At 59.4% G+C, this 13,565-nt stretch carries 5 protein-coding genes and 1 pseudogene; 3 read left to right on the top strand and 3 right to left on the bottom strand.

Annotation, left to right across the window (positions count from 1 at the left end):
* Positions 1-184 precede the first annotated feature (184 nt).
* From HMPREF3044_RS06640 to HMPREF3044_RS06630, 3 genes are read left to right on the top strand one after another with little or no spacing between them, the layout of a single operon-like run.
* Positions 185-1,552 (top strand): hypothetical protein, encoded by a 1,368-nt coding sequence (locus HMPREF3044_RS06640; protein ID WP_070740229.1) that lies wholly within the window; start codon positions 185-187, stop codon positions 1,550-1,552.
* Positions 1,549-2,559, top strand: a complete 1,011-nt coding sequence (locus tag HMPREF3044_RS06635; protein ID WP_070740226.1) for a glutamate ABC transporter substrate-binding protein — start codon at positions 1,549-1,551, stop codon at positions 2,557-2,559. The genes HMPREF3044_RS06640 and HMPREF3044_RS06635 overlap by 4 nt, the downstream gene beginning before the upstream one ends.
* 1 nt (position 2,560) lies before the next feature.
* Positions 2,561-4,873, top strand: coding sequence for a serine/threonine protein kinase (locus HMPREF3044_RS06630; RefSeq protein ID WP_070740223.1), 2,313 nt, complete (start codon positions 2,561-2,563; stop codon positions 4,871-4,873).
* Positions 4,874-4,976: 103 nt separating this feature from the next.
* On the opposite strand, the gene HMPREF3044_RS06625 is transcribed toward HMPREF3044_RS06630, so the two are convergent.
* The 3 genes and pseudogenes from HMPREF3044_RS06625 to HMPREF3044_RS13105 form a co-directional block, all read right to left on the bottom strand.
* On the bottom strand, positions 4,977-8,351 hold the full coding sequence (locus tag HMPREF3044_RS06625; RefSeq protein ID WP_070740220.1) for a Rib/alpha-like domain-containing protein: 3,375 nt from the start codon (positions 8,349-8,351) through the stop codon (positions 4,977-4,979).
* 428 nt (positions 8,352-8,779) lie between these two features.
* Positions 8,780-12,307, bottom strand: a complete 3,528-nt coding sequence (locus HMPREF3044_RS06620) for a Rib/alpha-like domain-containing protein (protein ID WP_070740217.1) — start codon at positions 12,305-12,307, stop codon at positions 8,780-8,782.
* Between the two features lie 593 nt (positions 12,308-12,900).
* Positions 12,901-13,565: pseudogene (locus HMPREF3044_RS13105) on the bottom strand (hypothetical protein); the annotation flags it as partial.

Raw genomic sequence — 13,565 nt, 5'->3', positions numbered from 1 at the left:
ACCGCGCCGGGAACGCGTCGGCACCACCCCGGCACCGCCTCGGGATCGCTAACTCCATAAATCCCCCCAAAATCAAGCTAATTCGCGAGTTAAGGGGTCTGGGGAGCGGGAGATCCAACCGCTGGTGCACGCAATACCGCGCAACTTCTTTCGGCCGCCAATGCAACCTATTAGACTGTGGAGAATGGCGAGGATTGTGGGAGCCGACGATAGCTGGCTAGATGTGCCCCGCACACTGGCCGTGCGCAGGCGCGACAAAATCAAGGAGTGGATTGGCCAGCCGATCCAGTGGCTCCGCGGTGCCGGCGACTTCGTCCGCACAACCCCCGGCATCATGGCAGCAATGACCCTCATCATCTCGGTCACCCTCCTCGCCGCCGGAATCGTCACGCTGACCTCCACCGATGCCCGGCGAACCTCGTATCAGGAACTGTCGCAGACGATGGAGCCGGCAAGCTACGCCGCGCACAACCTGTACACATCCCTCGCCCTGACGGACACCCTCGCCGTCACGGGGCTGGCGGAGTTCGGCAGCAATTCGAGGCAGGAGCAGACTGCCTACCTCGAACCGCTCAACCGGGCGGCGCTCGCCGGCAACGAGACCGCCGCCAACGCCAGCGGTGCGGATGAGCTCATGGCCGTCGCCAGGGCGAACCAGAATTTGCCTACGTACGCGGGGCTCGTCATGGCGGCACGGATGAACGTGCGGGCGGGCAATCCTATCGGCTCCGCCTACATGGCCGAGGCCAACGCTCTCATGCGCGAGCAGCTGCTGCCCGCCGCCGGTGAGGTGTTCCGCTCCTCTTCCGACCGGGTGCAGGCCCAGCTCCGGAATCTGACGATGCCACAATGGTGGTCGGTGGGGCTGCTTGCGCTCGCCTTCGTTCTTCTCGTTCTGGCCCAGCTGTGGCTGGCGAGACGGACGCGGCGGCGGCTGAATATCGGGTTCCTTGCTGCGAACCTTCTCGTCGCCATCGCGCTCGTGTGGCTCAGTGGCAGCAATGCCGTGGCTTACCACGCGGCGAGCGTCGGCACGCACGAGGCAGCGACCCCTTATACCGCGCTCACCGATGCCCGGATCGTCGCCCAGCAGGCCCGCACGGCCGAGACGCTGGCGCTCGTCCGTCGCGGGGCGTTCAACGAGTCGCAGGTGAGCTTCGATGACGCAACAGTGCAGGTAGAGGATGCGATCAAGCAGTTTGACCACTCGGCATCAAACCCGACCTCGCGGGAGGATGTGGCGACGGCGCGGGCTGCCCTGTACTACTGGGAGAGCGTCCACGCGGACTTCGTTGAGGCGCTGGAAAAGGGCGACTACGAGGCGTCGACAAGGCTCGCTTTGGCGCCGGGGAACTCGACCGGGGAGGCCTTCACGGGCCTCGATGCCGCCCTGACCACGCTTATCGACGCTTCCCGCGCAGGCACTCGCTCCTACATTGCGCAGGGCTTGCGGTCCACGACGGGGACGGGAGTGGGCGTACTCACCCTCAGTGTTCTCGCTCTCCTCGCCATCTGGCTGGGGATCCGACCAAGATTGCAGGAGTACTTATGAGTCGCACCACCCTCACAACCCTGGCTGGCCTCGTCGCCATGGTCGCCTCCGGCTGCAGCTCGGTTACGCCGGCCCCGCCCGCCGACGCCTTGTTCACCGACCCCGCACTCACCCAGCACGATGCTCTGCCACAGGGAGCAAGTTCAATCCCCGCCTCCGAGGTCGATACCGTGGACACCGACTCGGGCCTGCTGGAGCCGAGCCTCAAGCCTGTGTCCACGCCGGCGTCGGAGCTCATTCCCGACATCTACAAGCGGGGCTACATCATCGTCGGTGTGGAGCAATCCCAAAACCTCATGAGCTACCGCGACCTCGCCACCGGCGAACTTATCGGCTTTGAGATCGACCTCGCCCACGAGATCGCCCGCGACATCTTCGGCGACCCGTCCAAGGTGGCCTTCCGCTACGTCGATGCCGCTAACCGGGAGCACGCGCTATCCGCCCCTCCCACCGAACGCGTCGATGTGGTCATCCGCGCAATGACGATGACCAAGGGACGCGCCGATAACGTCGACTTCTCCGCACCGTATTTCTCCACCTCCGCGGGCTTCCTCACGGACAAGGATTCCCCCGTCACCACCGTCGACGATTTGAACAAGGCGACAGTGTGCGTGGCACAGGGGTCTATTAACCAGTACCGCGTCGCCCGCATCGCCCCGGGCGCTACCCTCATCACCACGCTGAGTTGGTCGGACTGCCTCATGGCGCTGCAGCAACAGCAGGTAGATGCCGTGTTCAGTGATACTGCGCTCCTCGCCGGGATGGCGGCGCAGGATGCCTACACCTCCATGACTGTCATCTCGGAGGAGCGTGACTACTACGGAATCGGCATCAAGCAGGGCAACGATAACCTCACCCGGCAGGTGAACAAGACGATTGAGCGCATCATTGCCGACGGCACGTGGCGGTCACTGTTCGCCGAGTGGTTCGGGCCATATCTCGCCACCCAGGGTCCGCCGACCCCGCTCTACCAGGAAGATCAACAACACCGCCAAGGGAGGTCCTGACATGGCTGAGACCGAAGCTGTCGCCTTCAACCCGTTCGACGACGATGACGACGAGGACGAGTACGGCGGAACGGAGCTGCAGGCGCTCATCGACAATCTCACCGGCACCGACTACCCGGCGACATCGGCGATGGGGCCGTTGCAGGCCTCGGCAGGTACCACCAACGACCCCTCGGCGAAGTACCGGAAGATCGCACTTGAGGAATTTCGGAAGCGGCGCACCGATGACCGTGCCGGGCGCGTCGTCGCCGACGGCATGGTCACGCTGCCGTTCGTCGCGCTCACCGACCCGCTCACCGCGTGCGTTGATCCCACCACGTTTACCGGAGTGGAACCACCGACTCTGTCCACCGGCGATGTCGTGGCCGGCCAGTACGACGTCAAGGGCGTCCTCGCTCACGGCGGCCTCGGATGGATCTATCTCGCCCAGGATCGTAACGTCTCCGGTCGCTGGGTCGTGCTCAAAGGCATGCGCGGCGACGTGAAAGCCGAAGACAAGGGCGCTGCCGTCGCCGAGCGGGAATTCCTCGCCGACATAACCCACCCCGAGATCGTGCGCATTTACAACTTCGTCGACGACCCGCGCGTGGAAGACGGCTTCATCGTCATGGAGTACGTCGGCGGCCCCTCCCTCAAGGAACGGCGCAAAGCCTACGAGAACCGGCGCTACCCCGCCGACCTCGCCATCGGCTACATCCTCGAGATCCTCCCCGCGCTCGGCTACCTGCATTCGCGCGGTGTGGTCTACAACGACGTCAAGCCGTCGAACATTATTCTCACCGAGGACCAGGTCAAACTCATTGACCTGGGAGCCGTCTCCGGCATCGGCGCCTACGGATACATCTATGGCACCAAAGGCTTCGCCGCCCCCGAGGTCCCCACCGAGGGGCCGAGTGTAGCCAGCGACATCTACTCCATCGGCCGCACGCTCGCCTGCCTCATCGTCGACTTGCCCAAGGGCGAGGACGGCCGCTACCTGCCGGGCATCCCCTCCCCCAAGGTAGAGCCACTGTTTCGCCGCCACCTTTCCCTCTACCGCCTGCTCTTGCGTGCCACCAACCCCGACCCTGCCAAGCGAATGGCGAGCGTGGAGGAACTATCCACCCAGCTCTACGGGGTGCTGCGGGAAATCCTCGCCGTCCGCGACCACACTTTCTTCCCGGCCCAGCACTCCCTATTTTCCCCGCAGCGCGCCACCTTCGGCACCAAACATCGGATCTTCCGCACCGATCAGCTTATCGACGGCATCAACCGCACCGTCGTCCTCACACCCCAGGAAATCGTCTCGGCACTGCCCATCCCCAACATCGACGCCACCGACATCGGCGCCCCCATCATCAACTCCGCCATCTACGCCGAACCCGGCGAGGAACTCGAATCCATGCAGCAGGCCCTCCAGGTGGAGGAATACCGCTCCTCGCAGGAAATCCCGTACAACATCGTGCGCATCCTCCTCGACATGGGACTCACCTCCGAAGCCCAGACGTGGCTCACCGCCCTCGAATCCAAACTCGGCACCAACTGGAAAATCGCCTGGCTATCCGGCATCACCAGCTTGCTTCTCGACGACCTCCCCGCCGCCCAGCGCCACTTCGACACCGTCCTCGCCATCCTTCCCGGTGAAGCCGCACCGAAACTCGCCCTCGCCGCCACCGACGAACTCCTCCTGCAACGCATGGGCATGGCGCGCACCCCGCTTCTGGAAGACCAGGTGTCCCGCGCCACCGCCATCCTCAACAAGCAGATGGACGCCGTCAACTTATCGATTATGAGCGACACGTGGTCCCACATCACCACCGACCCCGCAGCACTCCGGTTCCACGCCATGCGCCTCTACGCCCTCGTCTGGATGACGAACCCCACCACGGTATCCAGCGCCTTCGGACTGGCCCGCCTCCTCGTCGTGGAAAACCAAGTGGAACTCGCCGTCCACGTCCTCGACCGCCTCAATGCGAGCTCCCGCCACCACCGCATGAGCAAACTGACGACAATCGTCACCCTCATCTCCGACGACCCCAGCGAATCCCGCATCCGGCGCGCCGCCCGCCGGCTGGAGGAAATCCCCACCAATGAGCCCCGCCTCATGCAGGTGAAGTCCGCCGTCTTATCCGCCGCGTTTTCCTTCCTCCGCAACCACGACCTCGACGCCGCAGCCAGCACCAATCCCCTATTCGAGTATTCCTTTACCCAGACCGGTATCCGTGAGGGACTTTCTGAGACCCTCCGGACCCTTGCCCGCACTGCCCCCTTCGCCCGGCACCGCTACGCGCTCGTCGACCTTGCCAACGCAGTGCGTCCCTCCACTCTTTTCTAAAGCGCACCCTCCGCGTATCCGCCCCGGACACACAGAAAGACCCCCACCGTAATGGTGAGGGTCTTTCGGGGACCAGACTTTATTCTCCTAGGAGATCAACTGCTTACTTCTCGTCGGCAGCTGCAGGGGTGGTCGTGGTGTCCTCAGTAGAGGAACCTTCAACCTTCACGTCCTTATCGCTGGAGAGGTTGGAGCTCAGCTGATCGCCACCGGGGGCACACTGCGTTGCGGCAACACCGGCGAGCAAACCGATGGAGGCGATGAACGCTGCTGCGAGCGCAAGGTTCTGCATGTGCGGAGCAACATTGTTCTTGAACGCAACGGCTAGATCCGGGTTGTAAATGCCGAGAGTGCGCTGGATACCGGTATTAATATTCTCAATCTGCTTACCAAACTGTGCAGAGATCTCCTTTACCTGCGGGTTGTTGCCCGCGAGTCCGAGCGCAACCGGGAGGAGGAGCAGCAGAGGCACAGCGGAGGCAGCCGAAGCGCCAACGCACACGGCGAGGTGATCGTCGGACATACCGACCGTCAGCGTGACGTCGTCAAGCTTCTTGCCGTCCTTATCCTTCACCGTCACAGTGACCTTGTCGCCGTACTTCAGGTCCGTGCCGTCGATGGTAATGTCGCCGGTTTCCGGATCGAAGTAGATCTTGCCGTCCTTGTTGTCGTAATCCTTGACATCACCCTTGGCAATCGGAGTGGTATTGCCACTCGGATCCGTCTTGGTGGCCTCGAATGTGGCACCGTCCGGAACCTTTTCACCGACATTCTTAATCGGGTCGCTCTTCGCACCCTCCTTAATGTTGGCGTCATCCCAAGCCGGGTTGCCCTTAGCAATCGGGTTCGGGTTAACATCCTCACCCTTGCCATTGGTGCCATCCGTCGGGTACTTGTCCTCGTTGTCTGGGATCTTATCGCCGTCGGTGTCCTTCTTGGTCGGGTCGGTGCCGTTCTTCAGCTCCTCGCCATCCGGGATGTTGTCACCATCGGTGTCAGCCTTGTTCGGATCCGTGTAGAACGGCCCCTCGATGACCTTCTTGTTGCCCTTGGTATCGGTGATCGTCAGCGAAGGAACCTGTGGGTTGCCGTTGATCTCCTGACCATCGGTCAGCTTGTCATTGTCCGTGTCGGGGCTGGTGGGATCGGTCGGCTTCTTACCAAAGTGGACGTTCTTCTCACCGGAGAGCTCATCACCGTCACCGATCGTGTCACCGTCGGTGTCGTAGTTGGTGGGATCGGTGTAGAACGGGCCCTTCTTGACGTTCTTGTTGCCGTCCTTGTCCCAGGATTCAATTGCAGGTGCGTCCGGGTTACCGTTGATCTCGTCACCGTCGGTCAGCTTGTCGCCGTCGGTGTCGTCGTTGGTCGGATCGGTCGGCTTGTTATTGAAGTGGGTGTTCTTGTCGCCCGAGAGCTCGTCACCGTCGTTAATCTTGTCACCGTCGGTGTCTGGGTTCTTCGGATCAGTCTTGAACGGGCGGTCAGCCTTCTTCTCGTTGCCGTCCTTGTCCTTGTAGGTGACATCGGGGGCAGAGGGGTTGCCGTTGTTCTCCTCGCTATCGGTGATCTTGTCACCGTCGGTGTCCTGCCCCACGGTAAAGGTGAAGGAAGGCTTGTCGACGGACTCGTCCGGGTAGGTAACGATGACAGGAATCTCAACCGTGGTGTTGTTGGTGGTGCCCTCCGGCGGGGTAACGGAGACCAGACCGCTACCCTCGTCGACAGTTACATCCCAACCCTTAGGGATCTCGTTTTCGGGATTGAGCTTAAAGGTCGTCCCCTTAGGCAGGTCCGTGTCTTTCGTCTGCGGGACCTCAGTCTTCTTCCCAGCGTCGCCGCTGGCGTTTTCGTAACCAGGATCGTTCTTGGCGGCATCACCGTTGGTTACGTAGAAGCTGTCCTGCGCAATGTCGGAGCCCTCAGAAACGAGGACAGCTGTGTAGAGATCGCCGTTATTAACGTCCTTAGGAACGATAAAGGAGCACTTAGAGGCATCGGCAATGGAACTGACGCTGCATTGCTCTTTACCATTTGCGTTCTTTACAACCTGATCGTTCGGCCCACGCCATTCGATGTAAGACGGAGTTGCCGGCAGGTTGCCGTCGAGGCGGACATCAACCTTCTGCCCTGCCTCTGCGGGGTTGTCGATGTCATCAGCGTTTGTGACCGTCAAGCTAATCGGGCGGAAAGTAGAAATACCGAAGTCCTGGTTGTAAACACGCTTGACACCAGGTGCAGCAATTGGAGTCGGTTCCCACCAACCAGAGCCGTTGTACGTCTGGAAGAACGGGGACATGTAGTTAGACCAGTATGCGGCAACGTCACCGTTTGGATCTTCAACCCACATGTAGAGGTGGTCGCGATCCTCTTCCAGGTTTTCAACGGGCAGTCGTAGGGTGTAACGACCGTCCTCAGCACTCGTCGCCCACACCGTTCCCTTGATGAACTCCGGGTGAGCAGTGAATGCTTCCTTGGTAGCCTTTGCCCGCTCAGCGATGGGGAGGCTGTTGATCTCCTTCGCCTTGGCTACGCCTTCAGGGGTGAGATAGGAAGCGAAGACCTTGTAACCGGGGGCTGCGGGGTCACCAACGTAGCTAGGTGCCTGGATCGTCTTCTCGCGGGCCGCCTCGCCCGTTTCGAAGTACACCTTGCCGGAAATAGAGTTCTCGGTACCTTCATCACTCAGAACAAAATTAGCAGGGCCCTTCTTGTCCTCAATGAGGTTCTTGGACTTCAAGTAGTTGACACCGGAGGTGCCGTCCACAGGTGCTTCCTGCAGCCAAATGCCCACGCGCTGGACGTTCATACCAATAAGCTGGAAGCTGCCGTTTGCCTTGTACACCGGTGTCCACTTTGAGGTCAGCGCACCACCGTGGCGTACCGGGGTGGTGACGTTTCCGGTATCGGTTGCTTCCGCCGGTGTGGAGTTAAGTGTGCTCTGCCCAACGGTCAACTTGTAGGCGGTGCCGAGCTGCGCCTTGAAGGTATGCTCCTTACCCGCGCTATCCTTCACCGTGGGGAACTTCACCACGAAGGTGCCCTTTCCACCCTGTCCGTTATCACCGGGCAGTTCATGCGTGGAGGTCTTGTAGACCGGGGAAACCCAACCGTCCTCGTCCTTCCACTGGGCGTATACGACGGTACCGTTTGCCACACGCGGGTCACCGCTGGATGTCGGGTCGCCGGAGGACGTGCCACCACCGACGGCGCGGAACACGTGACCGGAAATCGTGTTCCTTGTAGCATCGTTGGTCAGATCGACTGCTCGGGTAATTTCGCCCGTTGCAATCGGGTCTGCTTCGATAGCCGATGCGTGGACGTTAGCAGCAGCAGCCTCCTCAGCCGAAGCGACGGCCGCAAATTGCGGTGCGACCACGGGCTGAATGATGGGGGAAATGACCGCCAGGGAGAAAGCGGCTGCGGCAATGGAAACTCCGCGACGGATCCTGCCATTGCGCGAACGAATGGTAGCCAAGAACCTGGTCCTTTCAGTTGAGTTGATGTAGTAGTTTCACAAATCTCTCAGCCTGTCCTAAGTTGTGGCGATTCTTACACACACTTCGAGCACGATGGAGACTTATGTTTCTCAACCATTCTAAGAATCCTTTACCTAATTGTCTATGTTATTTTCAGTTTTAAATTACCGTCTATGTTGAACAATACAGGCAACAAAAATACTACTTTTACCCATTTAGCCAGGTGAATTGAGCGCCGTTTCGCACGCAGTGCACTCTTTCCATTGAAATCATCATCATTACCTTATACCTATTACCCCCATATTGGGTGTCACTAACCCTACCTTTTTATGGTTTTCCTCAGCAAACTACTCTCAATACCGAAACTGGCTCGCACCAAAATCGATGCGAGCCAGTCAGTGACGGTAGAGGGTTTTACATGTAATCCTTAGGCGTTGGCCTCCGGAGTCTTATCGGTAGCAGCATCGTCGCCGGAGCTCAGGTTGGTCTCACCGGGGATGCATTGCGTGGTAGCAAGGCCAGCCAGCAGAGCAATCGTGGCAATAAAGCCAGCTGCAACAGCGATGTTACCCAGGTGCGGTGCGATCTGGCTGCGGAAGGTGGCAGCAAGCTCAGGGTTGAAGATGCCGAGGCTCTTCTGGATTCCGACGTTGATTTGCTCAATCTGCTGGTTGAACCCATCAGCAATGGCGCGAGCCTCCGGGCTTTGGCCAGCAAGGCCGAGGCCAAGTGCCAGCGGGACAAGGAGGAGCAGCGGGACAGCAGAGGCAGCGGAGGCACCGATGCAGACGTTCTGCTGCTTCTCGGACAGGCCCACGGAGATGGAAACTGTTCCGAGTTCCTTACCGTTCTTATCACTAACCGTGACCTTGATGGTCTGGCCGCTCTTAGCGTCGCCAGGCTTAACGGTCATGTTGCCGTTTTCGTCAATGGTGACGTAGTCCTTGACCTTGTCTTCAGGAACTTCCTTACCATTGATAGTGACGGTAACCTTGTGGTCCTTCGGAAGAGCACCACCGTTATTGTCAATCTTTACCTCGCCACCAGGCTGGACCGTTCCATCCTTCCAGGAAGGAGCGTCCTTGGAGATCGGATCGCCGCCGATGGTGGTACGTGTGCCATCATTCGGTACGCCATCTTCACCGTCATTTACTCCGTCACCGTCGGTGTCGGGGTTAGTCGGGTCGGTGCCGTTTGCAAGTTCCAGGCCATCCGGAACGCCGTCACCATCGGTATCCTGCTTGTTCGGATCGGTCTTGAATGGTCCCTTGATGACCTTGTCGTTACCATCCTTGTCCGTGATGGTGATCGACGGGTAATCCGCGTTGCCAGCATTCTCCTGAGCGTCGGTCAGGCCGTCGCCATCGGAATCCGTGGTCTTCGGATCGCTCGGAACCTCATCGCGAGACTTGGTGCCGTCTGCCGGGTACTTGTCCTCGCCATCCGGAACGCCGTCACCGTCGGTGTCAGCCTCCAGCGGGTTGGTGCCGTGAGCAAGCTCGAAGCCGTCGTCAAGGCCATCGCCATCAGTGTCTGCCTTGTTCGGGTCCGTCTTGAACGGGCCAGAGATAACGTTGCTGACACCGTTCTTATCCACGTAGGCGATGGAATCAACCTGCGGGTTACCGGCATTCTCCTGGGCATCGCTCAGACCGTCACCATCGGAATCTTTCTTGTCACTGTCGGTGCCGCCTGCGCCGTTGGTGCCATCGGCCGGGTGGGTATCCTCGCCATCCTTTACTCCGTCACCGTCGGTGTCGGGGTTGGTCGGGTCGGTTCCGTTAGCCAGCTCATCAGCATCAGAGACGCCGTCGCCATCGGTGTCTGCCTTGTTCGGGTCAGTGTAGAACGGGCCGGAGATGACCTTCTGTTTTCCGTCCTTATCGGTCACGGTGATAGAAGGAACCTGCGGGTTGCCGTGAATCTCTTCACCGTCGGTAAGCCCATCGTTATCCGAGTCTGCCTTGGTCGGATCGGTCGGCTTGTTACCGAACTTCTCGTTCAAAGCACCGGAAGTCTCGTCTGCATCGGTGATGCCGTCCTCGTCGCCGTCCTTGCCGACGGTGAAGTTCACTGGAGCGGTGTCCTTCGTGCCATCCGGGTAGGTGACGGTGACCGGAATCTTAGCGGAGGTGTTGTTGGCCACGCCCTCGTTTGGGGTGACAGTGACGGTACCGTTCTCATCAACGGTGGCGGTGAAGCCCTCAGTAACATCTGCCTTGTTGATGGAGAAGGTGGTGCCTTCCGGCAGAGACTCGTCGGAGGTCTGCGGGACCTCGACAGACTGGCCCGCCTCGCCGGAGGCAGGAGAGTAACCCGGGTTGTGGGAAGCAGCATCAGAATCAGCCACGGTCACAGTGACCGGAATTTCGTCGGTGGAGCCATCCGGGTAGGTGACAATAACCTTGGTGGTCTTCTCACCCGGAGTGGTCGTGTCAATGGGATCCGCGAACTCGGCCTTCGTTCCTTCCGGAAGCGCGTCAAAGTCCTTGATGGACTTGGTGGGATCAGCCTTTTCGCCCATGCGAATCGTCTGCGCCTGTGCAGCCGGATCGTTCTTGGCAGCGTCGTTGCTCTCAACCTCGGGGTTCAGATTCGGCAGCTTGCTCTTGATGTCCTGCGGGGCAACAGCGAAGTCTGCTGCTGCCCAGCCCTGGCGCTCATCGCGCCACTGAGCCTCGAGGGAGGAGGTACGCCAGGAACCGATAACCACGTTGTTCGGGGCAACAAACAGCGGCTTCACAAAGCTGGAGTAGCTAGGAACAACATTGTTATCCTTGTCTGTCACCCACATGTAGATGCGCTTCATGTTCGGGCGTCCGCTATCCAGCGTGTCAAAGCGCAGAGTGTAGAAACCTTCCTCGTTGACGGTGTCTACCTTGGTCTGCTGGAGGTACTCGGGGTGTTCCTTCAGCTGCTTCTGGGTGGCAGCGACCTGGTTTTCCGCCCTCTCGCTTTCCATCAGCTGGGATAGCTGGGTGTAGCCTTCGTTGCTCAGCACGGTTGCCCAAACCTTGTAGCCCGTAGCAAGCGGATCGCCACCCTTTGTGATTGCATCCCAGCGGGGGCCATTACCGGCAGTGAGGTTCTGGTCACCTGCACCGGTCTCGAGCCACACGCGGCCGGCAATGAAGTCGTTCTCGCCGGTGGTCTGTGCACCGGAGCGGTTAAGGGTCTTCCCCTCAGATGCGGAAACGTTGTCTGCGATGAGCGCCTCGTGCGGGGCCTCATACATGAACAGCGCGGTCTTCTGCATCGACGTACCTGCGTACTGGAAGGAGCCGAGCAGCTGGTCGCCGGATTTCACCCATTCGCCTACGCTGAGGCCACCAGTCTGGCGCATCGGGATCATCGTGTTGCCGGTCTGCGGATTGGTGTAGTTGTCAATCCAGAGGCGGTATTCCTGGTGACGGTGCGCATAGTAGCGGTGAATTTCACCGTCCTCGTCGGTCCAGCTGAGACGCTCTCCGTCCTTGCCCTTGAAAGCGTAGGTACCCTTGCCGCCGTTACCGGCGATAACGGAATCAAGATCGTGAGTCTTGGCCTTGAACCACGGCGATTCAGACATCTTGCCGTCCTTGCGCGCCTCACGCAGCTGCAGGTAGACCGTCTGACCGGTCACCGGGATATTGCCATTGTCGTAGGTGGAACCGGGGTTTCCGTTCGGGTGAGCCTCGTAAACGTGGCCGTTGATCTGACCGGCGAACTTGCCGGCGTATCCCAGCTGACTTGCTTTGGTGATCGTTCCCGCTGCGATGGCATCAGCATCGATGGCGCTTGCCTTGATGGCGGCAGTTTCCTCGGCGGTCATCGTCGTCTCAGCGTTAGCAACCGCTGCGATCTGCGGTGCGATAACAGGCTGGATGGTGGGGGCAACTACTGCGAGAGAGAATGCTGCGGCTGCGATGGAGATACCGCGACGGATACGCCCGGAACGGGTACGGATGGTAGCCATTAGTCTGGTCCTTTCAAATGACTGGGGTGTGAAATTGTCAACTCTTCATCGAGGCTTTAGCGTGGAAGCGTTTCACGCGCCGTTTGCCAGGTTTCCTGATTAGTTACAAAACTTACTTTAAGGTTTTCTTAGCTTCCTGTCTATTGTTTACACAGGTAACTAGTTACTTTTTCAGACAATACTTTCCGGTAAGTAATAAGCATTTCCCCATTTACCAAGGTAGAGCCCCTGCAACTTTAAGCAACAACAAAAGGGCGAACCTTAACGCTTCGACCCCCTCGGCCGTTCATTTACCCCGATTCGGGGGCTATTTTCACCCATTCCGCCTCCGAAACAACCTCAATAACTCGCACTTAGCACGTCTCCTGCCCCCTCCGACCATGTCTTTTAAGAGTCACCGTAGACTTCTCAGGTTTCTGTTAGCTCACCTTACTTGTCGACGCTCCCCTCCCCCGTCCCACGAAATAAGTCGGCCCCACGTGGCAATCACGTGGGGCCGACCTTGACGGTAGTCGCATGATCACATCAAGCGATGAAGATCTAGCGACGTATCTCCCAAGGAAGGGAGTCTATATTCCTCCTAAGAGGAAGTCTTATTTCTGGGAACTGGTGTTGTCCGAGCTGCCGCCACCCGGCACACACTGGTTAGCTGCGACGCCAGCCAGGAGCGCGATGGAGGCAACGAAGCCGGCTGCGAGAGCCAGATTCTGCAGGTGCGGAGCAACCTGAACCTTGAACTGCTGTGCAAGCTCAGGGTTGTAGATACCCAGGGTCTTCTGAATACCGGTGTTGATATCCTCCAGCTGCTTACCGAAGCCAGCCGTAAGATCCTTCACCTGCTGGTTGTCCATGGCCAGGCCAAGGGCAATCGGCGTCAGGAGCAGCAGCGGGATAGCCGATGCGGCAGAAGCACCAACACACTTATTAGCCTCATCCTGGGTGAGACCATCGATGGAGCTGGAAGCATCGCCAGGCTTCGTGATGGTAATCGGAAGCTCAGTCTTATTACCATCCTTATCGGTGATAACAACCTTGGCGGGACCGGTCTTGGTCCCCTCAGGAATCGTGACCTTGACGTTTCCATTCTCATCGATCTCGACTGTTGCGCCGTCGATCTTCTTGCCGTCTTCGCCGACAACTTCACCGGTGGCGCCGTCAGGGTTATCGACCTTGCCGTCGATTTCCTTAGCCTTTCCATCGGCCGGGACTTCAGTGCTGTTGTTCTCGGTCACCGTGATCTTGGTCTCAACCTCATCGG

The sequence above is a fragment of the Corynebacterium sp. HMSC073D01 genome (genome assembly GCF_001815555.1).
GTDB classification, from domain to species: domain Bacteria; phylum Actinomycetota; class Actinomycetes; order Mycobacteriales; family Mycobacteriaceae; genus Corynebacterium; species Corynebacterium glucuronolyticum.
The sequence above is the reverse complement of the archived record's forward strand: the minus strand, read 5'-3'. Positions and strand labels throughout refer to the sequence as shown.

What these genes read in the sequence shown, in the direction of transcription:
- HMPREF3044_RS06640 (WP_070740229.1), top strand. Translation starts at nt 185, where the DNA reads ATGGCGAGGATTGTGGGAGCCGACGATAGCTGGCTAGATGTGCCCCGC.
- HMPREF3044_RS06620 (WP_070740217.1), bottom strand. Translation starts at nt 12,307, where the DNA reads ATGGCTACCATCCGTACCCGTTCCGGGCGTATCCGTCGCGGTATCTCC.
- HMPREF3044_RS06635 (WP_070740226.1), top strand. Translation starts at nt 1,549, where the DNA reads ATGAGTCGCACCACCCTCACAACCCTGGCTGGCCTCGTCGCCATGGTC.
- HMPREF3044_RS06630 (WP_070740223.1), top strand. Translation starts at nt 2,561, where the DNA reads ATGGCTGAGACCGAAGCTGTCGCCTTCAACCCGTTCGACGACGATGAC.